This window comes from Mesorhizobium sp. M0296, from assembly GCF_040321675.1.
Classification (GTDB): domain Bacteria; phylum Pseudomonadota; class Alphaproteobacteria; order Rhizobiales; family Rhizobiaceae; genus Mesorhizobium.
Genome location: NZ_JAMYRZ010000008.1, coordinates 68628 through 91038 on the forward strand (window position 1 = coordinate 68628; position 22411 = coordinate 91038).

At 62.9% G+C, this 22411-nt stretch carries 24 protein-coding genes and 1 pseudogene; 19 read left to right on the forward strand and 6 right to left on the reverse strand.

Going from position 1 to position 22411, the window contains the following annotated elements; all coding sequences use genetic code 11:
- The first annotated feature begins 5 nt into the window (after positions 1–5).
- Positions 6–263, forward strand: coding sequence for a DUF982 domain-containing protein (locus NKI97_RS10365; RefSeq protein ID WP_023674477.1), 258 nt, complete (start codon positions 6–8; stop codon positions 261–263).
- 51 nt (positions 264–314) lie between these two features.
- Here NKI97_RS10365 and NKI97_RS10370 read toward each other — a convergent pair whose 3' ends face one another.
- Both NKI97_RS10370 and NKI97_RS10375 read right to left on the reverse strand, forming a co-directional pair.
- Positions 315–473 (reverse strand): hypothetical protein, encoded by a 159-nt coding sequence (locus tag NKI97_RS10370; protein WP_352449291.1) that lies wholly within the window; start codon positions 471–473, stop codon positions 315–317.
- Between the two features lie 113 nt (positions 474–586).
- Complete coding sequence (locus NKI97_RS10375; RefSeq protein ID WP_352449292.1) at positions 587–1630, reverse strand: aldo/keto reductase; 1044 nt, start codon at positions 1628–1630, stop codon at positions 587–589.
- 280 nt (positions 1631–1910) lie between these two features.
- Between NKI97_RS10375 and ppk2 the strand changes: the two are divergent.
- Positions 1911–2830 (forward strand): annotated as a pseudogene (gene ppk2 / locus NKI97_RS10380) (polyphosphate kinase 2).
- A 49-nt stretch (positions 2831–2879) separates the two neighbouring features.
- On the opposite strand, the gene NKI97_RS10385 reads toward ppk2, so the two are convergent.
- From NKI97_RS10385 to NKI97_RS10395, 3 genes are all read right to left on the reverse strand, one after another.
- On the reverse strand, positions 2880–3527 hold the full coding sequence (locus NKI97_RS10385; RefSeq protein WP_352449293.1) for a dihydrofolate reductase family protein: 648 nt from the start codon (positions 3525–3527) through the stop codon (positions 2880–2882).
- A gap of 392 nt (positions 3528–3919) precedes the next feature.
- Positions 3920–4951 carry a porphobilinogen synthase gene (hemB, locus tag NKI97_RS10390; protein ID WP_352449294.1) on the reverse strand — a complete coding sequence of 344 codons (1032 nt, stop codon included), beginning with the start codon at positions 4949–4951 and terminating at the stop codon, positions 3920–3922.
- Between the two features lie 87 nt (positions 4952–5038).
- Positions 5039–5863 (reverse strand): DUF8605 domain-containing protein, encoded by an 825-nt coding sequence (locus tag NKI97_RS10395; protein WP_352681650.1) that lies wholly within the window; start codon positions 5861–5863, stop codon positions 5039–5041.
- Between the two features lie 146 nt (positions 5864–6009).
- Here NKI97_RS10395 and NKI97_RS10400 point away from each other — a divergent pair, with 146 nt between their 5' ends.
- The 4 genes from NKI97_RS10400 to NKI97_RS10415 all read left to right on the forward strand — a co-directional run bounded on the left by NKI97_RS10400 (position 6010) and on the right by NKI97_RS10415 (position 9781).
- Complete coding sequence (locus NKI97_RS10400) at positions 6010–7053, forward strand: enoyl-CoA hydratase/isomerase family protein (RefSeq protein WP_352833913.1); 1044 nt, start codon at positions 6010–6012, stop codon at positions 7051–7053.
- The gene (locus NKI97_RS10405) at positions 7050–7472 is read left to right on the forward strand and encodes a DUF6163 family protein (protein ID WP_023674485.1); all 423 of its coding nucleotides are present in this window, start codon (positions 7050–7052) and stop codon (positions 7470–7472) included. The genes NKI97_RS10400 and NKI97_RS10405 overlap by 4 nt, the downstream gene beginning before the upstream one ends.
- A gap of 202 nt (positions 7473–7674) precedes the next feature.
- Positions 7675–8190 (forward strand): transcriptional regulator LdtR, encoded by a 516-nt coding sequence (ldtR, locus tag NKI97_RS10410; protein WP_023674486.1) that lies wholly within the window; start codon positions 7675–7677, stop codon positions 8188–8190.
- Between the two features lie 337 nt (positions 8191–8527).
- Positions 8528–9781, forward strand: a complete 1254-nt coding sequence (locus NKI97_RS10415; protein WP_352449298.1) for a L,D-transpeptidase family protein — start codon at positions 8528–8530, stop codon at positions 9779–9781.
- Here the strand turns inward: NKI97_RS10415 and NKI97_RS10420 are convergent.
- Positions 9778–9915 (reverse strand): hypothetical protein, encoded by a 138-nt coding sequence (locus NKI97_RS10420; RefSeq protein WP_352449299.1) that lies wholly within the window; start codon positions 9913–9915, stop codon positions 9778–9780. The two genes, NKI97_RS10415 and NKI97_RS10420, sit on opposite strands and share 4 nt — an antisense overlap.
- Between NKI97_RS10420 and NKI97_RS10425 the strand changes: the two genes are divergently transcribed.
- The 13 genes from NKI97_RS10425 (at position 9910) to NKI97_RS10485 (ending at position 22391) form a co-directional block, all read left to right on the forward strand.
- On the forward strand, positions 9910–11556 hold the full coding sequence (locus NKI97_RS10425; RefSeq protein WP_352449300.1) for a Na+/H+ antiporter: 1647 nt from the start codon (positions 9910–9912) through the stop codon (positions 11554–11556). The two genes, NKI97_RS10420 and NKI97_RS10425, sit on opposite strands and share 6 nt — an antisense overlap.
- A 116-nt stretch (positions 11557–11672) precedes the next feature.
- Positions 11673–12986 (forward strand): serine hydroxymethyltransferase, encoded by a 1314-nt coding sequence (gene glyA / locus NKI97_RS10430; protein WP_352833916.1) that lies wholly within the window; start codon positions 11673–11675, stop codon positions 12984–12986.
- 76 nt (positions 12987–13062) lie between these two features.
- Entirely contained in the window at positions 13063–13641 is a 579-nt protein-coding gene (locus NKI97_RS10435) for an invasion associated locus B family protein (protein WP_502898579.1), read from the forward strand.
- Positions 13642–13793: 152 nt separating this feature from the next.
- Positions 13794–14303 (forward strand): transcriptional regulator NrdR, encoded by a 510-nt coding sequence (nrdR, locus tag NKI97_RS10440; RefSeq protein WP_023674492.1) that lies wholly within the window; start codon positions 13794–13796, stop codon positions 14301–14303.
- Positions 14304–14305: 2 nt separating this feature from the next.
- Positions 14306–15436, forward strand: a complete 1131-nt coding sequence (gene ribD, locus NKI97_RS10445; protein ID WP_352449303.1) for a bifunctional diaminohydroxyphosphoribosylaminopyrimidine deaminase/5-amino-6-(5-phosphoribosylamino)uracil reductase RibD — start codon at positions 14306–14308, stop codon at positions 15434–15436.
- Between the two features lie 30 nt (positions 15437–15466).
- Positions 15467–16084 carry a riboflavin synthase gene (locus NKI97_RS10450; protein WP_352449304.1) on the forward strand — a complete coding sequence of 206 codons (618 nt, stop codon included), beginning with the start codon at positions 15467–15469 and terminating at the stop codon, positions 16082–16084.
- Between the two features lie 130 nt (positions 16085–16214).
- A complete protein-coding gene (ribH, locus tag NKI97_RS10455) occupies positions 16215–16709 on the forward strand; it encodes a 6,7-dimethyl-8-ribityllumazine synthase (protein WP_352449305.1) in 495 nt (164 codons plus the stop codon).
- On the forward strand, positions 16706–17206 hold the full coding sequence (gene nusB / locus NKI97_RS10460) for a transcription antitermination factor NusB (protein WP_352449306.1): 501 nt from the start codon (positions 16706–16708) through the stop codon (positions 17204–17206). Before ribH ends, nusB begins: the two co-directional genes overlap by 4 nt.
- Entirely contained in the window at positions 17203–18420 is a 1218-nt protein-coding gene (locus tag NKI97_RS10465; protein ID WP_352833920.1) for an MFS transporter, read from the forward strand. The genes nusB and NKI97_RS10465 overlap by 4 nt, the downstream gene beginning before the upstream one ends.
- Before the next feature lie 159 nt (positions 18421–18579).
- Positions 18580–19491: a glycine betaine ABC transporter substrate-binding protein OsmF gene (gene osmF / locus NKI97_RS10470; RefSeq protein WP_352449308.1), complete on the forward strand. Its 912-nt coding sequence runs from the start codon at positions 18580–18582 to the stop codon at positions 19489–19491.
- A 43-nt stretch (positions 19492–19534) separates the two neighbouring features.
- Positions 19535–20710 (forward strand): ABC transporter permease, encoded by a 1176-nt coding sequence (locus NKI97_RS10475; RefSeq protein ID WP_352745919.1) that lies wholly within the window; start codon positions 19535–19537, stop codon positions 20708–20710.
- Entirely contained in the window at positions 20707–21645 is a 939-nt protein-coding gene (locus NKI97_RS10480; protein WP_352449310.1) for an ABC transporter ATP-binding protein, read from the forward strand. Before NKI97_RS10475 ends, NKI97_RS10480 begins: the two co-directional genes overlap by 4 nt.
- The gene (locus tag NKI97_RS10485; protein ID WP_352449311.1) at positions 21642–22391 is read left to right on the forward strand and encodes an ABC transporter permease; all 750 of its coding nucleotides are present in this window, start codon (positions 21642–21644) and stop codon (positions 22389–22391) included. Before NKI97_RS10480 ends, NKI97_RS10485 begins: the two co-directional genes overlap by 4 nt.
- Positions 22392–22411: the final 20 nt, after the last annotated feature.

The window sequence follows — 22411 nt, forward strand, 5'->3', positions numbered from 1 at the left end:
CGGCGATGGAAAACAACCGATTTGACACACCCGTGACCGTCAAGGGCGCGGCGGGAAGCAATCAGCTCTTGCGTACGGCCCGCGAGGCTTCCGACTACCTCCTCAACAATTGGCCCGGCAAGCGCAGCCCCAAGCACCGCGAAGCGTTGCAAGCCTGTCATGATGCGCTGGCCGGCGACAAGCCGGCCATGAACGCAAGACGGGCCTTCATTGCCGCCGCTCGTGAAGTGAACGTCTTCGTTAGCGACAAGGCGCCCGCCTGAGGCATAGCGGGATTTGACCGAGGCCCGGACCGCCTGACAGGCCGGGCGTCATCACTCGGTCGTTTCGGTTTTGGTTTGGGACTCGCTCTCGCCCTCGGGCTTCGATCGCTCCTTGGCTGCGACCTTGGCAGCCTGCTTTTCCGCCTTCTTGGCAGCCTTCTGCCGGTCGCGTTCCTTGCGTTCCTGACCGTAGTTCGGTGCTCGTGCCATATCGTTTCCTTTCATTGTGCATGGCCTTTGCCTAGGAGCATTGGACCGCAAACACAACACCGCAAGGCACGATCGGGCTCCATATCTCGGCGCAGTCCGGAGAGCCCGGCTTTTCAGGCGCCGTCGCGGTCGAGGACGAGATCGGCCGGCCCGAACCGGTCCTTTGCCGTGAATTGCTGGTGCCAGTAGGGATAGAGCACGGGCGGCCTGCTGACCACGTCGAGCCGTGTGCGCTCCTCATCGGCAAGCACAAGGCTTGCAGCGGCGATATTGTCTTTGAAATGCGCTTCGGTTCGTCCGCCGATCACCAGTGAACTGACAGCGGGCCGGCCGAGTAGCCAGGCAAGCGCCACCTGCGCTGCCGACACACCGTGGTTCTTGCCGATATCGATCAGCACGTCGACGATCCGCCACAGCCGGTCCTCGTCGCGGATCGGCGGTTCCGACCAGCCGCTGAGCTGGCGGGCGGTCGGCTGGTCACGGTGGTATTTGCCGGACAACAACCCGCCGGCAAGCGGGCTCCAGACCAGCACGCCGAGCCCCTGGTCGACCGAGATCGGCAACAATTCGTACTCGGCCTCGCGCGCTTCCAGCGTGTAATGGATCTGCTGGGTGACGAAGCGTGGCTGGTGATGACGGTCGCTGATCCCCAGCCCCTTCATAACTTGCCAGCCGGAATAATTGGAGCAGCCGACATAACGGACCTTACCCTGCGCGACCAGCGTGTCGAGCGCGGCGATGGTTTCCTCAAGCGGTGTCAGGCCATCCCACTCGTGCAGGAAATAGATGTCGATGACATCGGTCCTGAGGCGCTTCAGGCTCCTCTCGCATTCGCGGATCAGATGGTAGCGCGACAAGCCTTCATCGTTGGGGCCCTTGCCGATCCGCATGCGCGCCTTGGAGGCGATCAGCACGTCGCCCTTGCGCTTGCCGCCGAGCGCCTCGCCGATGATCTCTTCCGACACCCCGTTCGAATAGACGTTGGCGGTGTCGATGACATTGACGCCGGCATCGATGCAAAGGTCGATCATCCGACGCGCCTCGTCGAGGTCGGTCTTGCCAACCGCCGAAAACGCGCCGCCGCCGCCGAATGTCATGGTGCCCATGGTCAGGGTCGAAACCTTCAGCCCGGAACGGCCGAGAGTGCGGTATTCCATGTCGTATCCTCACGATTTATCGGGAAAGGGCGTTGCAAACGACAGCCCCTCAGTGAACCGGGCATTTGTAGGATAATTCGTTCCGCTTGTCGCCCGCCCCGCAGGGCAAGCTCGATCACATCTTGCGGATTGAACGCACAGCCAGCGCAGTAGTGGGTGCAATAAAACCGTCATTGCCGGCCTATACTAAAATCGGTCCAGCGCTTCGATTTCCGGCCGCCGGGCCGGGCGGCAGAGCGCCTGACAGCGGCCGGCAAGGCCTGTAAGCGGAGCAGCGCAAATGACCGAGATAAAACAGAATTCCCCGGCCAGGGACTGGCTGGAAGCGGAACTCGCCGACACGCTCGACGAAGATTATGAGCTGGAAATCTCGGAGCCGGCGCTGTCGATGGAGATCGCCAAGATCTACAAGAATGCGCATCCGCCATCGATCGACCGCCTGCAGTATTTTCGCAATCTCATCACGCTGCAATCCGAATTGATCAAGCTACAATCCTGGGTCGCCTATCACAAGAAGAAGCTCGTCGTGGTCTTCGAGGGCCGCGACTCGGCGGGCAAGGGTGGTGTTATCAAGCGCATCACCCAGAGGCTTAATCCGCGCATCTGCCGCGTTGCAGCACTTCCGGCGCCGACCGAGCGCGAGAAGTCGCAATGGTATTTCCGGCGCTACGTTCCGCATCTGCCGGCCGGCGGCGAGATCGTGCTGTTCGACCGCTCTTGGTACAACCGCTCCGGCGTCGAGCGGGTAATGGGCTTTGCCCAGCCGGATCAGGTCGAGGAGTTCTTCCGCGACGTTCCGGATTTCGAACGCATGCTGGTCCGCTCAGGCATTACGCTTGTCAAATACTGGTTTTCGATCACCGACGAGGAGCAGCAGATGCGCTTTTTGATGCGCATCCATGACCCGATGAAGCAATGGAAACTGTCGCCGATGGACCTCCAGTCGCGCGTGCGCTGGGAGCAGTACACCAAGGCCAAGGAAGAAACGTTCGCCCGCACGAATATCCCGGAAGCCCGTGGTTCATCGTCGAGGGCAACGACAAGAAGCGGGCACGGCTGAACTGCATCGACCATCTCCTCAAGCAGATGCCCTATGAGGAGGTGCCGCACGAAGAGATCACACTGCCGGAGCGCGTCTTCAATCCCGAATACGAGCGCCAGGTACTGCCGCGCGAACTGTATGTGCCGGAGAAGTACTGACTAAAGCGGCGAGGAGGGCGGCGCCTCCATGGCGGCGCCCTGCAACAAGCTAGGTGCGCTCGATGATGACATGCGTGGCCTTCGGCGTCGCGACCTGCTCGCTGCAGCGATAGCCGAGCTTGGGCATGTCGATGCCGGCAAAAAGGCTCTCGCCGGCGCCTAGCAGGACCGGTGAGATCGCCAGATGCATTTCGTCGATGAGCTTTTCCTTGAGATATTGCCGGATCGTGGAAACGCCGCCGCCCAGCCGTACATCCTTACCGTCAGCCACTGCCTTCGCCTTCTCCAGCGCTGAGTGGATGCCGCCGGTCACGAAATAGAAGGTCGTGCCGCCCTCCATGACAATGGGATCACGCGCATGGTGCGTGAGCACGAAGACCGGCACATGGTAGGGCGGGTTGTCACCCCACCAGCCTTTCCAGCTGTCATCCGGCCATTCGCCGCGGATCGGCCCAAACATGTTGCGGCCGAGGATCCATGCGCCGACATTTTCGAAGCTGCGTGCCGCGAACGCCTCGTCAGTGTCCGTGGTCCCGCCATCCTTGCCGAGGACCATCTTGCGGAAGGTGCGGGTGCCGAACATCCATTCGTGCAGGGCTTCCCCTCCAACACCCAGCGGGTTCTTCAGGTCTTGGTCGGGACCGGCGCCGAAGCCGTCGATCGACAAGGTGAAAGCGCTGACGCGAAGTTTGGACATGAGAGCCTCCTCGATAACCGATTGTGAGATGCAAGCAGTTATCGGGGTAGCTTAACTGATTGCATTTTGCAAGCGGTATCTTGAATCGCCGGCGGGGTAATCGCTTCCAAATAATGTTGGAATAACCAATCTCAATGTCGGCGCCGCCCGTCATCCGCCTGCCGGCAGCTTCTTCCTGTATAGTGACGGGGAGAAGGGGCTGGCCGCAACGTCGATGTTTTTGCAACGCTGGAGATTGGTGAAATCTTTTACGAACGCGTCTTTTCTCCCTGCCACTTTACGGGGAGAAAATGCCCGGCAGGGCAGCGTAAACTTGAAGCGATGTCCTGCGGCGTTCCACGTCGCGCTTTGGACGAACGAACACTGCTCGATGTAGACGCTACAAAGGCGCATCACCCCTTGAGCATCGCCGCCACTTCGGGCGCAAAGTAGGTGAGAATCCCGTCGCAGCCGGCGCGCTTGAAGGCGAGCAGCGATTCCAGCATCGCCTTTTCGCCATCGATCCAGCCATTGGCGGCGGCGGCCTTGATCATCGAATATTCGCCCGAGACCTGATAGGCGAAGGTCGGCATCTGCAACTCGTCCTTCAGCCGCCGGATGATGTCGAGATAGGGCAGGCCGGGCTTGACCATCAGCATGTCGGCGCCCTCGGCGAGATCCTGCTCGGCCTCGCGCACCGCTTCGTCGGAATTGGCGTGATCGATATAATAGGTCTTCTTGTCGCCCTTGAGCAGGCCGGCGGTGCCGACCGCCTCACGATAGGGGCCGTAAAAAGCGGATGCGAACTTGGTCGCATAGGACATGATCGCAACATCCTGAAACCCATTGGCGTCGAGCGCATCGCGGATGGCACCGATACGGCCGTCCATCATGTCCGAGGGGGCAATGATGTCGGCCCCCGCCGCCGCCTGGATGACGGCCGCCGCCGTCACTTGCTCCACCGTTTCATCATTGACGATAATGCCTTCGCGCAAGATGCCGTCATGGCCATGCGAGGTGAACGGGTCAAGCGCGGCGTCGGTGATGATGCCGATCTCCGGCACTGCGTGCTTGATGGCGCGGGTGGCACGGTTGATGACGTTTTCCGGATCGAGGATGTGCGAACCGGTCTGATCGCGCAGGCCGAGCTCGACATTGGGGAAAGTGGCGATCGCCGGAATGCCAAGCTTGGCCGCGCGCTCAGCCTCCTTGACGGCGAGGTCGAGCGACAGGCGGAACACGCCGGGCATGGCGGCGATCGGTTCGCGCACTCGTCTGCCGTCGACGACAAAGATCGGCCAAATCAGATCGTCGACCGAGAGCCGGTTCTCCTGGACAAGGCGGCGCGACCAGTCGGCCTTGCGCATGCGCCGCAGCCGCCGGCTGCCGGTGATCTCGTCGACGCTGCGCGCGCCGGCAGGCTTTGCAGGGGTGAATTTGTTCATCGCAAAAACTCCGGATCAGGCGACTTTTATCACGAGCCTCCGCTGCTGACCAATGCGACACGATTGTGCCAGCGGTCCTGTCGGGCGCTATTCTGGTTGGCCATTGCCCGACAGGATCTGCGCAGCACCCCGCATGGCGACGCGGAATGCCTCGTCGAAGCTGACGCCGCGCACTTGCCAATTGTAGCTCTTGCCATTCAAGGCAAGCCGCCAGTCGGCTATCCAGCCCAGTTCCTTGTCGCTCCAGACGATACTGCCGGCGAGCGCCTGGTCGGCTCCGGCCTTCCTGGCAAGCTGGTCCAGCGTCGTGATATCGGCATGGCGCAGGGCCTGGTCGTCAAGCTTCGAGGCCGACAGCAGCGACGCTTCGGGAAACACAATCCGCATGACCAGCGGACCGGTGGCATTGACGAAGGATTCGCGCATCGCCGCCCCGCGCTCATCGTCGGCGGTCAGCGCGAACTGCCTTGTGCCTTGCTCCGCCGCCAGGAAAATTGCCAGGTGTGGCCGCTCGCCAAGCCATGGTTTGCTGCCAAGCGCGGCAAGCACCGGATCGATAACGTCAGGCCTGTACAGACAAGTGAGATCATGCGGCCGGTCATGGGTGCCTTGTTCGTCATGGATTGGAATGCCTTCGAGACGGTCGCGATAGCGGAATTCGGCAACGAAGCTGCCGGCCTTGTCGCGCAGCGCCGCCATCTCAGTTCTCTTCGGAAGCCGCTGATCCCCGGACACACGAACCAGCACCGCATCGAGGCAGGCCTTGAAGCCGATCTGCCTGTTGACCTCGCCCTGGCCGGTGACGATGGTCTGCGATTGATAGAGCTCGTCGACGGTTTCGGCCGATACGGGAGGAGTGTTCGCAGCGATCAGGCCGACCACCACAACAGCAAGGCGCGGCAACCAAGGCATGGTTCAACCCTTCCGGTTCAAAGCGCCAGCATTAGCACTGGGTGACGCCGACGACCATGCAGCGGATTGGCCGCCGCCATTGACGCGGCCATGCGCCACGCTTTAGCACTTCACTCCCGGCGGGCGCGGGGAGGGATTCTCTGGCGATGGATTTTGGCGGAGGCGACGAGATTCGCTTCGAAAGATTGGGCAGGGCCGGCGTCGTCACGCTGACGCGGCCGCAGGCGCTCAATGCCGTAACCCACCGCATGGTCAAGGCGCTGGACAAGGCGCTGCGCAGTTGGGAGCGCGACGACGGCGTCGACGTTGTCGTCGTCAAGGCCGAGGGCAGGGCATTTTCGGCGGGCGGCGACATCCTCCACATCTACGAAGCCGGCCGCGCAGGAAGGCCTCCGGTCGATTTCTTCGCCGATGAATACCGGCTGAACGCCCGCATCGCCCGCTTCAAGAAACCCTATGTCGCGGTGATCGACGGCATCGTCATGGGCGGCGGCGTAGGTATCTCCTTCCATGGTTCGCAGCGAGTGCTGACCGAGAACGCCCAGTTTGCCATGCCCGAGGTCGGCATCGGCTTTTTCCCGGATGTCGGCGCCAGCCATCTGTTGCCGGATCTCAGCGGCAGCTTCGGCATGTATCTGGCGCTGACCGGCAACCGCATCCGCTATGGCGATGCTTTGTGGTCGGGCCTCGCCACCCATACGATCAAGGCGGAGGACCAGGCCGGCTTCCTCGACCGTCTGGCGGAAAGCGGCGACCCGGAATCGGTGCTGCGCGGCTGCTTCGTCCCGGCCAGGCGCGAGACCGACAGGCCGACGCTGGAAGCCATCGCCCGGCATTTCGCGCAGCCGTCGCTGGCCGATATCGTCGCCAGTCTGGAGCGGGCAGCCGCTGCCGACGAGTTCGCGGCAAAGACGCTGGCCACTATCCGCATACGTTCACCGACCAGCCTGCATGTTGCATGGCGCCAGATTAGCGCCGGGCAGACGTTGTCGATGGACGAGTGCATGAAAATGGAGTTCCGTATCCTCAACCGCATGCTTGCCGGGCACGACTTCTATGAAGGTATCCGCGCCGCCATCATCGATAAAGGCTCGACGCCGCAATGGCGGCCGGCAGGCATCGACGACGTCAGCGCCGCCAACGTCGACGCCTATTTCGCACCGCTCGGCGAACGGGAACTGAAGCTGTGAGCGAGGTCGCCTCGAGGCGCGTGGTGCTACAGCCCTCGACGATCGAGGTCATCTTCGCCTGGTTCCAGCGCGTCATCGCTGGCTACTGTCTGCTGTTCGGCATCTTGTACTGGATCCGGCTGATCGGCTTTTACCCCGGCCCGTTGTGGCGCTTCGACCTGATGCCGGTGCACTGGCAGGTGGCGGCGGTGGTGCTGGCGGTGTTTTTTCCGTTCGCTGCCGCCGGCCTGTGGATGCTGGCGTCCTGGGGTCCCGTGATCTGGTTCATCTGCGCGGTGACCGAGTGCGTCATGTATGCTGGCTTCCCCGAGCTGTTCGGCCACCGGCCGCTGATCGTCGCCTCGCACCTTGCCGTGGCGCTGCTCTACATAGTGTTCCGCGTGGTGATCTGGATCCAGAAGCGGCAACCCCGGCGATAGCAATTCCGGCCAGGATCGTTGGCTAAATCTTTAGGTTAATTATCCTTGCTTGGGTGACCGTCCGTTAAGCCTCTTTCGAAACCCCTTACCGGTAAGCTCTTGTTAGCCTTGGCGTTTAAGTCGAATTTTATGAGTATTCGATAGTGTCGCGATCAAGGTGAAGAACAAAAAATCACCGGGCGACAAACGAGAGGCAAAGACAATGATCAATTCGCGTCCGGCGGCGAAGACCGCCAACGTATCCGATGACCGCCGCGAGGCGATCCGTTCGCTGTACATGGAATCGCTGCAGCTGGTCGAGCGGCTGCATCGCCGTCTGCTTGATGTGATCAAGGACGAATTCGACCGTAACGGTCGCTCCGACATCAACGCCATCCAGGCGCTGCTCCTGTTCAACATCGGCAATTCGGAGCTGACCGCCGGCGAACTGCGCTCGCGCGGCTATTATCTCGGCTCGAATGTCTCCTACAATCTGAAGAAGCTGGTCGATCTCGGCTTCATCAACCACCAGCGCTCGCGCATCGACCGCCGTTCGGTGCGGGTTTCGCTCACGCCGAAGGGCAATGAGGTGGCGGAAGTCGTCGCCGGCCTCTACGAGCGCCATGTCGGTTCGATCGAGCAGGTTGGCGGCATCAACACGGAAGAGTTCAAGCAGATGAACCGCGCCCTGCAGCGCCTGGATCGGTTCTGGAACGATACCATCGCCTACCGGATGTAATCGCATCCGCCGCATCTAGATCTGACGCTGGACTACGGAAGTGCTGCCGCGGAGTGGACCAAAGGCCGGTGCCGAAAAGCACCGGTCTTCCCGTTTCGTCAGGCCGGCCGATCCAAATTCGAGCAACAGCCACGTTGCCGCCATATTCCAATGGAACCGAAGATGCGGGTGATGCTGGGGCCAAAGCCGTGCATTTGTCCTGTGCTCAAGTCACTTCCCCTGTGGTTTTACACCGAAGTGATGCGGGCCTGGTTGGCTAATTGTTAAGAAGCCAACTCTAGAGTGCGGGCGAGACCGCCCGGTGAGTTGAATTGTAGCAAGAATGTCTGGAACGTCCATGAGAACCAGCCGCCGTTTCTTCCTTTCAGGAGCCTCCGTGCTCGCAGCCGCAATGGTCGCCGGCCGCGCCAGTGCGCAGGATGTGATCGGGGATATCCTGAAATCCTCGGCGCGCGGCAATTGGGACGACCAATTCGATGCGCGTGCCAGCGAAGGCGGCAAGGTTGCCTCGACGCTGCCGATCTTCAGCCTGCAGACGGTATCCTTCACCGAGCAGGTGATCATGCAGTATCAGAATATCGTCGCGCAAGGCGGCTGGGAGCAGGTTCCAGACACCAAGAAGCTGCAGCTTGGCGTCGAGGATCCCGATGTGGTGCCGCTGCGCAGGCGCTTGATGATATCGGGCGACCTGGCGCAGAGCGCCGGGCTCTCGGAAGCATTCGATTCTTACGTCGACTCGGCGCTCAAGCGCTTCCAGTTGCGTCACGGCTTGCCGGCCGACGGAACCACGGGCAAATATACTTTCGCGGCAATGAACGTGTCGGCGCCGGTTCGGCTTGGTCAGCTGCAGACCAATCTGCAACGGCTGCGTGAGCGGGCCGGCACGCTTGGCAACCGCTATGTTCTGGTCGACATCCCGGCGGCGCAGATCGAGGCTGTCGAGAACGACCGCGTTGTGCTGCGCCACACCGCAATCGTCGGCAAGATCGATCGCCAGACGCCGATCGTCAATTCCAAGATCAACGAAATCATCGTCAATCCGTACTGGAACGCGCCGGTCTCGATCGTGCGCAAGGACATCATTCCGCTGATGCGGAAGGACCCCAACTATCTCAAGGATAGCCATATCCGCCTGTTTGCGCCGGACGGCAGCGAGGTCGACCCAATGACGGTCGACTGGTCGACCGACGATGCCGCCAAATACCGCTTCCGCCAGGATCCCGGTTCCGGCAACGCGATGGCCTCGGTCAAGATCAATTTCCCCAGCCCGGACGGCGTCTACATGCACGACACGCCGCAGCAGAGCCTGTTCGGCAAGCTGATGCGCTTCGATTCCTCTGGCTGCGTGCGGGTTCAGAACGTGCGCGACCTCGTCACCTGGATTCTGCGCGACACGCCGGGCTGGGATCGCCAGCATTTCGAGGCGGCGATCAAGACCGGGGAGAACACGCCGGTGCAGGTCACCAATCCGGTGCCGGTTTATTTTCTCTACGTCTCGGCCTGGTCGACAGGGCCGGGCGTGGTCCAGTTCCGTGACGACATTTACGGCCTCGACGGAGCCAACGAGCTGCAGATCACATCCGCGCTCTAAGCAGTTGAGCTCATTTGCAAAAGGCCGCCGGAAGGGCGGCCTTTTTCGTTGCCGAGTCTTTCGCGGCAAGCTTTGCTGGACTGATCGCCGGCAAAAGAACGCGCGGTGCCGTATTCGGAAATCGCATCATGCATGTCGCAATGTTCATTCTGGTCGTGCTCATCTTCGTCGCCGTTTCGGGCGCGCTGGTCCGGCCGGTGCGGGTTCCGCTACCTGTGCTGCAGATCGCCATCGGCGCGGCACTGGCTTGGCCGGTGCGCGGAATGCATGTCGAGATCGATCCCGAGCTGTTTCTGCTGGTGTTCATCCCACCGCTGTTGTTCAGCGACGCCTATGGTGCGCCCAAGCGCGAACTGATCGCGCTGCGCGGGCCGATCCTCGACCTCGCCATCGGGCTGGTCTTCTTCACCATTGTCGGCTTCGGCTACGCTTTGCACTGGCTTGTCCCGAGCATCCCGCTCGTCGTCGCTTTCGCACTTGCTGCGGTGCTGTCCCCAACGGATGCGGTGGCCGTCTCCTCGATCGTCGACAAGAGCCTGGTCCCGGCCCGGCTGATGCACATCCTGGAGGGCGAGGCGCTGCTCAACGATGCGTCGGGCCTCGCGATGTTCCGCTTTGCGGTGGCAGCTGCCTTGACCGGCAGCTTCTCCTTCGTCGCGGCGTCCGTGACTTTCCTCTATGCCGTCGCTGCCGGCATCCTGGCCGGCGTGGCTGCCTTGTTCGTCGCCGCCAAGGTGCTGCAATTGCTGAACCGTATCGGCGGCGTGCCGGCCGAGGCGCAGGTGCTGGTCATGGTCCTGCTGCCGTTCATCGCCTATCTCGGCGCCGAGAATGTCGGCGCCTCGGGCATTCTGGCGGCGGTCACGGCCGGAGTGCTCACCGGCGGCTCCGGGATTTTCCGCTTTCTCGGCGTCTCGGCGCGCATACAGACCGTATCGCTGTGGACGACGCTATCCTTCGTCTTCAACGGCGCGCTGTTCATCCTGCTCGGGTTGCAGCTTCCCGAAATCATCGGCAACGTGCCGCCTGAGCTCGGCAGCCGCTATCCGGTCATCCAGCCAATCGCCACGGTGGTCGCGCTGACACTATGCCTGATCGGGCTGCGCTTCCTGTGGATCTGGGTCGGCGACATCGCGACGCGCGTCTCGGCGCGATTACGCGAGCAGAAGGCCGAGCCGTTCGGGCTGCGGGTCCGGATCGCCGGCTCTGTTGCCGGCGTGCGCGGCGCCATCACGCTGGCCGGCATCCTGTCGCTGCCGCTCACCACGCCGAATGGTTCGCCCTTTCCGGCGCGCGACGTGGTGATCTTCCTCGCCGCAGGCGTCATCATCTGCTCATTGCTCATTGCCAGCCTTGCCTTGCCCAAGGTGGCACGCGGGCTGGTCGAGCCGGGCGAGGATCCTGGCGCTGCCGAGGAGCGTTTTGCGCGCGTGGGCGCGGCCAAGGCCGCCATCGCCCGCATCGAGAGCATGGCCGGCGCGACCGACAGCGATGAAGGGGAAACACCCGGCGCCCGGCTTGCCGCCGCCGACAGCATCGTCGCCGGCTACCGTCGCCGCATCGCTGCCTCCGACGAGGCCGACGAGGCGCGCGCCGAGGCCCGCGAGGCCGGACGGCTGGAGCTCGAATTGAGGCTGGCGGGCATTGAGGCCGAACGCGCAGCGGTTCGCGCAATGTTTCGCAGCGGCCAGATTAACGACCATACGATGCAGGCGCTGTTCACCGAGATCACGCTCACCGAGGCCCTGCTGAAGGGCCGGCAGGCAAGGAAATAGAGGCTGCCAGTCTCTCTGGCGCAATCCGGCTAGCAAATTTCGCGCTGCAAACGTGGCGGGCCGAAAGCAACTGTGTTAATGGCGCGACAGACCCCGAACCTTGAGGATTTCAGCCCATGGCAACAGCAGCGGCAGTGTCGAACAAATTCGAATCCTTTTTCGAAACCACGCTTGCCGATGCCGACCCCGAGATTTTCGGCGCAATCCGCAACGAACTCGGCCGCCAGCGCCACGAGATCGAGCTGATTGCCTCGGAAAATATCGTCTCGCGTGCCGTGCTCGAGGCACAGGGGTCGATCATGACCAACAAATATGCCGAGGGCTATCCGGGCAAGCGCTACTACGGCGGCTGCCAATTCGTCGATGTCGCCGAGGAACTGGCCATCGAACGCGCGAAAAAGCTGTTCGGCTGCAACTTCGCCAACGTCCAGCCGAATTCCGGCAGCCAGATGAACCAGGCGGTGTTCCTAGCGTTGCTGCAGCCCGGCGACACCTTCATGGGCCTCGACCTCAATTCCGGCGGACACCTGACACATGGCTCGCCGGTCAATATGAGCGGCAAATGGTTCAAGGTCGTCTCCTATGGCGTGCGCCGGGACGATCATCTGCTCGACATGGATGCGATCGAGAAGACCGCCCATGAGACCAGGCCGAAATTGATCCTGGCCGGCGGCACAGCCTATTCACGTGTCTGGGACTGGAAGCGTTTTCGCGAGATCGCCGATTCGATCGGTGCCTATCTGATGGTCGACATGGCCCACATCGCCGGCCTAGTCGCCGGCGGCATGCATCCGTCGCCGCTGCCGCATGCCCATGTGGTCACCACCACGACGCACAAATCGCTGCGCGGGCCGCGCGGCGGCATGATCCTTTGCAATGACGAGGATATTGCCAAAAAGATGAATTCGGCCGTCTTCCCCGGCCTGCAGGGCGGACCGCTGATGCATGTCATCGCCGCCAAGGCGGTGGCTCTGGGCGAGGCGCTGAAGCCGAGCTTCAAGATCTATGCGGAGAGCGTCGTCGCCAATGCCAAGGCGCTGGCCTCCAGTCTGCAGGAAACCGGTCTCGACATCGTCTCCGGCGGCACCGACAACCATCTGATGTTGGTCGATCTGCGTCCCAAGAACGCCACCGGCAAGCGCGCCGAGGCTGCCCTTGGCCGCGCCAACATCACCTGCAACAAGAACGGCATCCCCTTCGATCCGGAAAAGCCTTTCGTGGCATCGGGCGTTCGGCTCGGCACGCCGGCCGGCACCACGCGCGGCTTCGGTCAGGCCGAGTTCCGCGAGATCGGCAAGCTGATCGCCGAAGTGCTGGATGGACTGAAGGTCGCCAATTCCGACGAAGGCAATGCGGCCGTCGAGGCAACCGTGAAGGCCAAGGTGGCGGCATTGACGGATCGTTTTCCGCTTTACCCGTATCTTGGTTGACGCAGGGCGTCGTTCCCCCAACTGTGACGGCGCCGATCAACTGGGCACGGCTGCATCTCGGAGACGCTTGATGATGATGCGAATTTTCCGTTTCGCCAGTGTTGGCGCTGCCTTGCTCACCTTAGCCACCTCGCCGCTACTCGGCGCGGCCTTTGCGCAGACCGAGCCGACCCCGGCAGCACCCAAGACAGAGACCTTCGGCAGTTGGTCCACCACGGTGGACGAGGTCAACACCGGCGAGGATGTGCGCAAGACCTGCGCCGCCTCGACGGTCTTTTTCGACGCTAACGGCACCAGTGGCACCCTCACGCTGGCCATCTCGAATGGCGACGTATTGCCACCCGATGGTTATCCGAGCCTTATCATCGCCGTGAGAAACAGTGACTTGCCCAAGGGCGATAACATCCCGGTGGTGTTCCGGGACGTCAACGACAAGATCAAGGCCGGTTTTCGTCTCATCGCCGACGGACAGTGGATGATAGACAACAAGTCCGAGACCACGCTCGCGGTACTGCGCGCCATGCGCCGCACCAGCGCCCTCGATGTCAGCTTCGCCGACAAGCCGGTCGCGACCATATCGATGGACGGCTTCACCAAGGCCTATCGCTATCTCGGCACGTCTTGCGGCTTCCCGACCGGCGACGTCGCGCCCTGATTGGCGGACCGCTGTCAACTGATTGCCGCTCTCGCAATTTTCCTCGCGCCTCGCTATCTCTGAGGCGCGATCGGTCATCGGCCATACTTTGCCATCGTGGCAAAAACCTCTAAGCCGTTCGCACTACGAGAATCGCGAACCGAAGGCTCTCCATGCGCTGTCCCTACTGTCAGTCCGAAGATACGCAGGTGAAGGATTCGCGCCCTGCCGAAGACGGTGCAGCGATCCGCAGGCGGCGCGTCTGCCCGGATTGCGGCGGCCGCTTCACCACTTTCGAGCGGGTACAACTGCGCGACCTCGTCGTGGTGAAGAAGTCGGGACGCAAGGTGCCGTTCGACCGCGACAAGCTGCTGCGCTCGGTCGAGATTGCGGTACGCAAGCGCAACGTCGACCCGGAGCGCATCGACCGCGCGGTGACCGGCATCGTGCGCCAGCTCGAAAGCTCGGGCGAGACCGAGGTGGCCTCGGGGGAAGTCGGCCGGCTGGTCATGGAGGCGCTTAAGTCGCTCGATGATGTCGCCTATGTGCGCTTTGCCTCCGTCTACCGCAATTTCCGCGAGGCCAAGGATTTCCACGACGTGTTGGGCGAACTCAAAGGCGACGAGCTCAAAACCGACGAGCCCAGGGGCGAAGAGCTGAAGAGCGAAGAGGACGCCAGCTGAGCATGGCAGGGTCCGAACGCAGCACGGCTGAGCAAGAGGTCGTCGATCGCCGCTATATGGCGGCAGCCCTCAGGCTGTCGCGCAAGAATGCCGGGCGGACCTCGACCAACCCTTCCGTCGGCACGCTGATCGTGCGCGATGACGGCGACGGGCCGAGGATCGTCGGCAGCGGCGTCACCGCCGTCGGCGGCCGGCCGCATGCCGAGACCGAGGCTTTGGCAGAGGCCGGCGAACTGGCGCGCGGCGCCACCGCCTATGTAACGCTGGAGCCCTGCGCCCATCACGGCCGCACGCCGCCTTGCGCCAATGCGCTGGTCAGTGCCGGCGTGGCGCGTGTGGTCGGCGCTGCCAGCGATCCGGACCCGCGTGTTTCCGGCAAGGGCTATGCAATCTTGCGTGCCGCCGGCGTCGAAGTGGTGGAAAAAGTGTTGGCGGCCGAGGCCGCGGAGCAGATGGCCGGCTATTTAATTCGATCTCTGAAAAAACGCCCGGAAGTGATCCTGAAACTTGCGCTTTCGAGCGACAACAAGATCGGCGTGAAAGGCGAGGGACAGGTCTCCATCACCGGCGATATTGCGCGGCGCGAAGTCTATCTGATGCGCGCCGAAGCCGATGGCATATTGATCGGCATCGGCACCGCATTGGAGGACGATCCGGCGCTGACGGTTCGGCTTCCGGGACTGGAGAGCCGTTCGCCGGCGCGCATCGTACTCGACCGTCAGATCAGGCTACCCGAGACTTCGAAACTGGTCGCCGGCGTCGACCGTGTGCCGCTCTATGTCGCTGCCTGCGCCGAGGCCGATCCGCACCGGCGCGCCGCGCTCGAACGCGCCGGCGTTCGCTTCATCGGTACTGAGACCTATGAAGGCGATATTGCGCTGCCGGAACTGCTCGAGGACCTGGCGGCGCTCGGCATGGCAAGCGTCCTGGTCGAGGGCGGCGCGAGGGTGGCCAAGGCGTTCCTCGACGAACAACTGGTCGATCGTATCGTGCTGTTTCAGGGGCCGGGCGCGATCGGCGAGGGCGGCATTGTATCGCCGATCGATGCCAACAATATCCCGCCGGGATTTCGCAAATTGCGCAACATGCGTTTCGGCGAAGATACATATGCGGAATGGATAAGAGACATCTAGGACCGAACTGATGTTCACGGGGCCAAACTAATGTTCACTGGAATCGTCACCGATGTCGGCACTGTCGCTGCCGTGAAGCCGCTCAGGGAAGGCGTCGGTTTGCGTATCGACACCGCTTACGATCCGCAGACCATTGCCATCGGCGCCTCGATTTCCTGCGGCGGCGTCTGCCTGACGGTAACGGGATTGCCGGAAGATGGCGCCAACGCACGTTGGTTCGAGGTCGAGGCCTGGGAAGAGGCCCTCAGGCTGACGACCGCGATGGGCTGGAAATCAGGCACGCGCATCAACCTGGAGCGGGCTCTGAAGATCGGCGACGAGCTTGGCGGCCATATAGTGTCCGGCCACGTCGACGGCATGGCCGAGATCGTGGCGCGTAAGGAAGAGGGCGACGCCGTTCGCTTCACCCTGGAAGCACCGCGCGAGCTTGCCAAATTCATCGCCCCCAAGGGTTCCGTCGCGCTCGACGGCACTTCGCTCACCGTCAACAAGGTCGAGGGCACCCGCTTCGACGTGCTGTTGATCCACCATTCGCTGACCGTCACCACCTGGGGCGAACGCCAGGTCGGCGATCGCGTCAACCTTGAGATCGACACCATGGCCCGCTACGCGGCGCGACTGGTGGAGGCGGCGAAGGAGGGGCTTTGAGGCGCTCGTCCATAAAGCCCATTCCCTGATGCGACCGCCGCCGAGTTGGCCTTGAAAGTTCCTTCGGCAATCTTCCGCTTGCGATCAAACCGGCTTCGGCCTAAGTCACCGGCGATCCCCGGAGACATCTATGGCAGGCACATCCCAACACGGCAAAGCGTTCATCCGTCCGAAGAAGAAGGCCCACCTTCTTGTCATCGAGGCGCGCTTTCACGACGACCTTGCCGACGCGTTGCTCGAAGGCGCGACAAAGGCCCTCGAGGAAGCGGGCGCGACATACGACGTCGTCACTGTTCCGGGCTCGCTCGAAATCCCGGCGGTGATTTCCTTCGCGCTCGACGGTGCCTCCGAAGGCGGGACGAACTATGACGGCTTCGTCGCCCTCGGCACGGTGGTCCGCGGCGACACCTATCATTTCGATATCGTCGCCAATGAATCCAGCCGTGCCCTGATGGACCTGTCCGTGCAGGATGCGGTCTGCATCGGCAACGGCATCCTGACCACCGAAAACGACGAACAGGCCTGGACACGGGCCAGGCGTTCGGAAGGCGACAAGGGCGGCTTTGCGGCGCGTGCGGCGCTGACCATGATCGCTCTAAAGGAACAGCTGGGAGAGCGAACGTGAGCGAACCCGCTTCGCCCGGCCAGCCTGCGGTTCGCCATGCCAACAAGCGCGGTGCTGCCCGTCTGGCCGCCGTGCAGGCGCTCTACCAGATGGACGTCGCCGGCAGCGGTGTGTTTGAGATCACCGCCGAATACGAGGCGTTCAGGCTCGGCAAGGAAGTCGACGGCGCGCTCTATCGCGAAGCCGATGCGCAATGGTTTCGTGCCATTCTTGCCGGCGTTGTCGAGCACCAGAAGACCATCGATCCAGTCATTCGACAGGCGCTGACCGAGGACTGGCCTCTGTCGAGGCTCGATTCCACGTTGCGCGCCATATTGCGCGCCGGCGTCTACGAGTTGATGCAGCGCGAGGACGTGCCGGTGGCGGTCATCGTCTCCGAATATGTCGACATCGCCAAGGCATTTTACGAGGAAGACGAGCCGAAACTGGTCAATGCGGTGCTTGATCGCGTGTCGCGCCGGGTGCGTGGCGAGGGCCGCGGCAAGGACGCCTCATGACTACTATCGTCGCCGTTGGGGCGGGCAAGGAAGCGCGTCGCACCGCCTTCATCCTCGCAGCCTCGCAGGCGATCATCGGCTCGGCCGCACCCATCGCCATTTCCATGGGCGGATTGGCCGGGCAGTACCTGCTCGATGCTGACAAGTCGCTGGCAACCGCGCCGATCACCGGTTTCAATGTCGGCGTGGCGCTCGGTTCCCTGCCGGCCGCGGCGATCATCCGCCGGCTCGGCCAGCGCGACGGCTTCATGACCGGCACAGCGGTCACGGCGCTTGGCGGGCTGGTCGCCACGCTGGCGCTGTTTCATCCCAGCTTCTGGCTATTCGCTTTCGGCTTGGCCGTGATCGGCATCGGGGGCGCTTTCGTCCAGCAGTTCCGCTTTGCCGCCGCCGACAATGCGCCGCCTGAATTCAAGGCGCGCGCCATCTCCTTCGTGCTGGCCGGCGGCATCGTCACCGCCATCCTTGGACCGCAGATCGTCATCTTCACCGGCGATCTGTTCTCGCCGGTGAAGTTTGCCGGCTCGTTTGCGTCCATCCTGGTGCTGGCGGCGGTCGGCGCCGCCATTCTCTCTTTGTTGCGCATCCCGGCCAAGGCAACCGACAAGGTGGAAATTTCCGACAGCGACGCCCGGCCGCTCTCGGAAATTGTCACCAGGCCACGCTTCGTCGCGGCGTTGTTTTGCGCCATCGGCAGCTACGCACTGATGAGCTTCGTGATGACCGGCGCGCCGCTGGCCATGGTCGGCTGCGGCCTTTCGACCGACGACGCCACGCTCGGCATTTCCTGGCACGTCATGGCGATGTTCGCGCCGAGCTTCTTCACGGGGTCGCTGATCTATCGCTTCGGCGCTGAGCGGATCGTGGCCATCGGCCTGGTGCTGCTGATTGGCTGCGCCATAGTGGCGCTGTCAGGGTTGGCACTGTGGCAGTTCTGGACGGCGCTGATCCTGCTCGGCCTTGGCTGGAACTTCAGCTTCATCGGTGCCACCGCCATGGTGGCCGACAGCTACCAGTCATCCGAAAAAGGCAAGGTCCAGGGGTTCCACGATTTCGTCCTGTTCGGCTCCGTCGCCTTCGCCTCACTGATGTCGGGGGCGGTCTACAATGCCTGGGGCTGGGAGATGCTGAACTGGATGATTTTCCCGGTCGTCGCGCTGTGCTTCGTGGCACTGGGCGTGTTGAAGATGACGGGCCTGCGCGCGGCCAACTGACGTCACCCTGTCGGGACGTCGCGGCAGCGGATTCACTCACATCCGAACAAAATTATTGCGCCCATCCCCCCTCTTATGAAACCGTGTACCCCGACGGGGCATCGAAGCCATGCTCATATGCGGCAGCCGTATTCCGGTTCACAGCAAGGGATTTGTGAGATGTTTTCAATCAAGATTCTGGCCGGCGCTGTACTAGCGCTCGGAATTGCGTTGGCCTCGGCGAGTGCCCAGGTGGTGGTGTCGTCGAAGATCGACACCGAGGGCGGTGTGCTCGGCAATATCATCCAGCTGGTGCTGAACGCCAATAATATCCAGACCACCGACCGCATCCAACTCGGCGGCACGCCCGTGGTACGCAAGGCGATTACAGCCGGCGAGATAGACATCTATCCGGAATACACCGGCAACGCCGCCTTCTTCTTCGAGAAGGCCGACGATCCGGTGTGGAAAGACGCCGCCAAGGCCTACGAGACTGCCAAGAAGCTCGACTACGACGCCAACAAGATCGTCTGGCTGTCACCGTCACCGGCCAACAACACCTGGGCGATCGCCCTGCGCAAGGAGGTCGCCGATACCAATAAGCTCGTCACCCTTTCCGACTTCGGCAAATATGTCTCGGGCGGCGGCAAGGTGGTGCTGGCGGCCTCCGCCGAGTTCGTCAATTCGGCGGCCGCGCTGCCCGCTTTCCAGAAGACCTATGGCTTCACGCTGAAGCCGGACCAGTTGATCACGCTGTCGGGCGGCGACACGGCGGCCACCATTGCCGCTGCGGCCAACCAGACCAACGGCGCCAACGCCGCCATGGTCTACGGCACCGACGGCGGCATCGCGCCCTCCGGCCTCGTCGTGCTTGGGGACGACAAGGGTGTGCAGCCGGTCTACCAGCCGGCGCCGATCATCCGCGAGGCGGTGCTGAAGGAGCATCCCGAAATCGAGACGCTGCTGAAGCCGGTGTTCGCCAAGCTCGATCTCGTCACGTTGCAGGAGTTGAACGGCCGCGTGCAGGTCGGCGGCGAGCCGGTCAAGGGCGTCGCCGAGGACTTTTTGAAAAAGAACGGCTTCCTGAAGTAAGGCGATTCCGGCGCTCCGCTTTCGAGGTGCGCCGGATCGGCCGATGGGGGAGGGCGTGCGCATCCGGTTCGACAAGCTCGGCGTGGTCATCGCGGCGATATCAGCCTATGCGGCTTTTGCGGCACCATTCGCCACGTTCCGCGCCAATCGCATCGTACCCGGCGAGGCGCGCTCGATCCTCGAATCTTTGCCTGCGACGGTCGGTCCGCTGTTGATGGCGATTGTCGTCGCAGCGGCGCTCATTGCGCTGCTGAAAACGCCGCTTGTTCTGCGCCTCGCCGCCAGTGTGGTTGCGCTTGCGGCGCTGGCGCTGCTGATCGGCGTCGCCGGCAGTTTCCTGACACCTGCCGGCAACACCTTCGCCCGTATCTCGCCGGCTTCGGGCTTTTGGCTGCTTATCTTCGCCTTCACGCTTCTGCTCGCCGACGTGCTTACGCGGCTGAACCTGTCGCCGCAGGCACGGATCGGCGTGCTTGTTGTCGCCGCCGCGGCGATCGGGCTGCTGCTCGTCTCGGGAAGCTGGAACAGCCTGTCGATCCTCAAGGAATATTTCAATCGCTCCGATAGTTTTTGGGCGGAAGGCTCCAAGCATGTGACGCTGGCGCTGGGTTCGCTGGCGGCAGCGGTGATTATCGGCCTGCCGCTCGGCATCCTCTGCCATCGCGTCGAGAAATTGCGGGCCGGCGTGCTCAACGTGCTGAACATCATCCAGACCATTCCTTCGATCGCGCTGTTCGGCCTCTTAATCGCACCGCTCGGCTGGGTAGCTTCGCATGTGCCGGGTGCTGCCGCGCTCGGCATCCGCGGCATCGGCACAGCGCCGGCTTTCGTCGCCCTGTTCCTCTATTCACTGCTGCCGGTAGTGGCCAACACCGTGGTCGGCCTTGCCGGTGTGACGCGTGCCGCCAACGACGCAGCGCGCGGCATGGGCATGACCGACCGCCAGCGGCTGTTCGGCGTCGAGTTTCCGCTGGCTTTCCCGGTGATCCTCACCGGCATCCGCATCGTGCTGGTGCAGAATATCGGCCTCGCCACAATTGCCGCGTTGATCGGCGGCGGCGGCTTTGGCGTGTTCGTATTCCAGGGGGTCGGCCAGACGGCGATGGACCTGGTGCTGCTCGGTGCTGTTCCGACGGTGGTGCTGGCCTTCGCCGCTGCCATCATCCTCGATGCAGTGATCGAAATGAGCGCCAGCAAGCGCAGGGTTGAAACGGCATGATCGAGATCGAAGGCATCACCAAGCGCTACGGCGAGACGACAGTCGTCGACGACGTGTCGATAGTAATCGAGCCGCGCAGCATCGCCGTCATCGTCGGCACCTCCGGCTCCGGCAAGACGACGCTGCTTCGCATGATAAACCGGCTGGTCGAGCCGACATCGGGCATGATCAAGCTCGATGGCGTCGACAACCGCTCGGTCCCGGATTATGAGCTGCGTCGCAGCATCGGCTATGCCATCCAGGGCCACGGGCTGTTTCCGCATCGCACGGTGGCGCAGAACATCGCCACTGTGCCGGTATTGCTCGGCTGGGACGCCAACCGCATCAAGGCCCGCGTCGACGAGCTGATGACGCTATACCAGCTCGACCCGCAAGCCTACGGGCCACGCTATCCGCATGAGCTTTCCGGCGGTCAGCAGCAGCGCGTCGGCGTCGCCCGGGCGCTTGCCGCGGAACCCAACGTGCTGTTGATGGATGAGCCGTTCGGCGCGCTCGATCCGATCATCCGCAACAAGGCGCAGGAGGATCTGCTGGCGATCCAGAAACGCTTCGGCACCACCATCATCCTCGTCACCCATGACATGGAAGAGGCCGTTCACATGGGCGACAAGATCGCGGTGATGGATGGCGGCAAAGTAGTGCAATATGCCGCGCCGGCCGAGATACTGGCGAAACCGGCCAGCGCGTTTGTCGAGACCCTGGTTGGCGCCAGTGAAAAACCGTTCCGGCTGTTGTCGCTTGGCCGGGTGCGCGACGCGGTGGAAAAAGGCACGGCCGAAGGCGAGGCGATCCCCGGTGACGCCAGCCAACGCGACGCGCTCGCCGAACTCCTGTGGTCGGGCCGCCCGGCACTTCCGGTGAAGGATACCGACGGCAAGCCGCTTGGCCGCGTCACTGTGGACGGGCTGGTTAAGCGCGCGGCGAGGCCGGCATGAAAGCCTGGCTTCCCTCGCTGCTCAGGCTTGCCCTGGTGGTGGTGCTTATTGCCTTCGTCACCAATCCCGGCTGGTTCGAACCGCTGCTGAAGCCGCTGACAGAGAACAACGCGCCGGTAATCTACAATCAGGGCAGCCTTTTGACGTTGACGCTGCTGCATCTGCGGACCGTGCTGATCGCGACCGTTGCCGCGACGGTCGTTGCGGTCGCGCTCGCCATTCTGGTCACCAGGCCAGCCGGCGCCGAATTCCTGCCGCTGTCGCGCAGCCTGGTCAATATCGGCCAGACCTTTCCGCCGGTTGCGGTGCTGGCGCTTGCCGTGCCGGCCGTCGGCTTTGGCGAAAAGCCGACGCTGATTGCGCTGTTTCTCTACGGACTGCTGCCGATCTTCGAGAATGCGCTGACCGGCCTGACGACGCTGCCGGCCAACGTAGTCGAGGCGGCGCGTGGCGCCGGCATGACCGGTTGGCAAAGACTGGTCAAGGTCGAGCTGCCGCTCACCGCGCCGATCATTCTCGGTGGTATCCGGCTGTCGGTGGTGATCAGCCTCGCCACCGCGACCATCGGCTCGACGGTAGCGGCGAGGACACTGGGCGAGGTGATCATCGCAGGCCTGCTGTCCAACAACCTCGCCTTCATCCTGCAGGGTGGCCTGATCGTCGCCGCCCTTGCCGTGCTGATCTATGACGGGCTGTCAGCGGTCGAGCGCTACACGGCTCGGCGCATGGGACGCGAGGCCGAGTAACCTCTCGGGGCGAAGTTCGT

Coding starts and splice junctions, on each gene's coding strand:
- ribH (WP_352449305.1), top strand. CDS start 16,215: ATGGCAGGCACATCCCAACACGGCAAAGCGTTCATCCGTCCGAAGAAG.
- NKI97_RS10465 (WP_352833920.1), top strand. CDS start 17,203: ATGACTACTATCGTCGCCGTTGGGGCGGGCAAGGAAGCGCGTCGCACC.
- osmF (WP_352449308.1), top strand. CDS start 18,580: ATGTTTTCAATCAAGATTCTGGCCGGCGCTGTACTAGCGCTCGGAATT.
- NKI97_RS10370 (WP_352449291.1), bottom strand. CDS start 473: ATGGCACGAGCACCGAACTACGGTCAGGAACGCAAGGAACGCGACCGG.
- NKI97_RS10480 (WP_352449310.1), top strand. CDS start 20,707: ATGATCGAGATCGAAGGCATCACCAAGCGCTACGGCGAGACGACAGTC.
- NKI97_RS10365 (WP_023674477.1), top strand. CDS start 6: ATGGAAAACAACCGATTTGACACACCCGTGACCGTCAAGGGCGCGGCG.
- NKI97_RS10485 (WP_352449311.1), top strand. CDS start 21,642: ATGAAAGCCTGGCTTCCCTCGCTGCTCAGGCTTGCCCTGGTGGTGGTG.
- NKI97_RS10475 (WP_352745919.1), top strand. CDS start 19,535: ATGGGGGAGGGCGTGCGCATCCGGTTCGACAAGCTCGGCGTGGTCATC.
- ribD (WP_352449303.1), top strand. CDS start 14,306: ATGGCAGGGTCCGAACGCAGCACGGCTGAGCAAGAGGTCGTCGATCGC.
- NKI97_RS10375 (WP_352449292.1), bottom strand. CDS start 1,630: ATGGAATACCGCACTCTCGGCCGTTCCGGGCTGAAGGTTTCGACCCTG.
- NKI97_RS10450 (WP_352449304.1), top strand. CDS start 15,467: ATGTTCACTGGAATCGTCACCGATGTCGGCACTGTCGCTGCCGTGAAG.
- ldtR (WP_023674486.1), top strand. CDS start 7,675: ATGATCAATTCGCGTCCGGCGGCGAAGACCGCCAACGTATCCGATGAC.
- NKI97_RS10400 (WP_352833913.1), top strand. CDS start 6,010: ATGGATTTTGGCGGAGGCGACGAGATTCGCTTCGAAAGATTGGGCAGG.
- hemB (WP_352449294.1), bottom strand. CDS start 4,951: ATGAACAAATTCACCCCTGCAAAGCCTGCCGGCGCGCGCAGCGTCGAC.
- NKI97_RS10385 (WP_352449293.1), bottom strand. CDS start 3,527: ATGTCCAAACTTCGCGTCAGCGCTTTCACCTTGTCGATCGACGGCTTC.
- NKI97_RS10425 (WP_352449300.1), top strand. CDS start 9,910: ATGCATGTCGCAATGTTCATTCTGGTCGTGCTCATCTTCGTCGCCGTT.
- NKI97_RS10415 (WP_352449298.1), top strand. CDS start 8,528: ATGAGAACCAGCCGCCGTTTCTTCCTTTCAGGAGCCTCCGTGCTCGCA.
- NKI97_RS10435 (WP_502898579.1), top strand. CDS start 13,063: ATGCGAATTTTCCGTTTCGCCAGTGTTGGCGCTGCCTTGCTCACCTTA.
- NKI97_RS10395 (WP_352681650.1), bottom strand. CDS start 5,863: ATGCCTTGGTTGCCGCGCCTTGCTGTTGTGGTGGTCGGCCTGATCGCT.
- NKI97_RS10420 (WP_352449299.1), bottom strand. CDS start 9,915: ATGCATGATGCGATTTCCGAATACGGCACCGCGCGTTCTTTTGCCGGC.
- glyA (WP_352833916.1), top strand. CDS start 11,673: ATGGCAACAGCAGCGGCAGTGTCGAACAAATTCGAATCCTTTTTCGAA.
- nrdR (WP_023674492.1), top strand. CDS start 13,794: ATGCGCTGTCCCTACTGTCAGTCCGAAGATACGCAGGTGAAGGATTCG.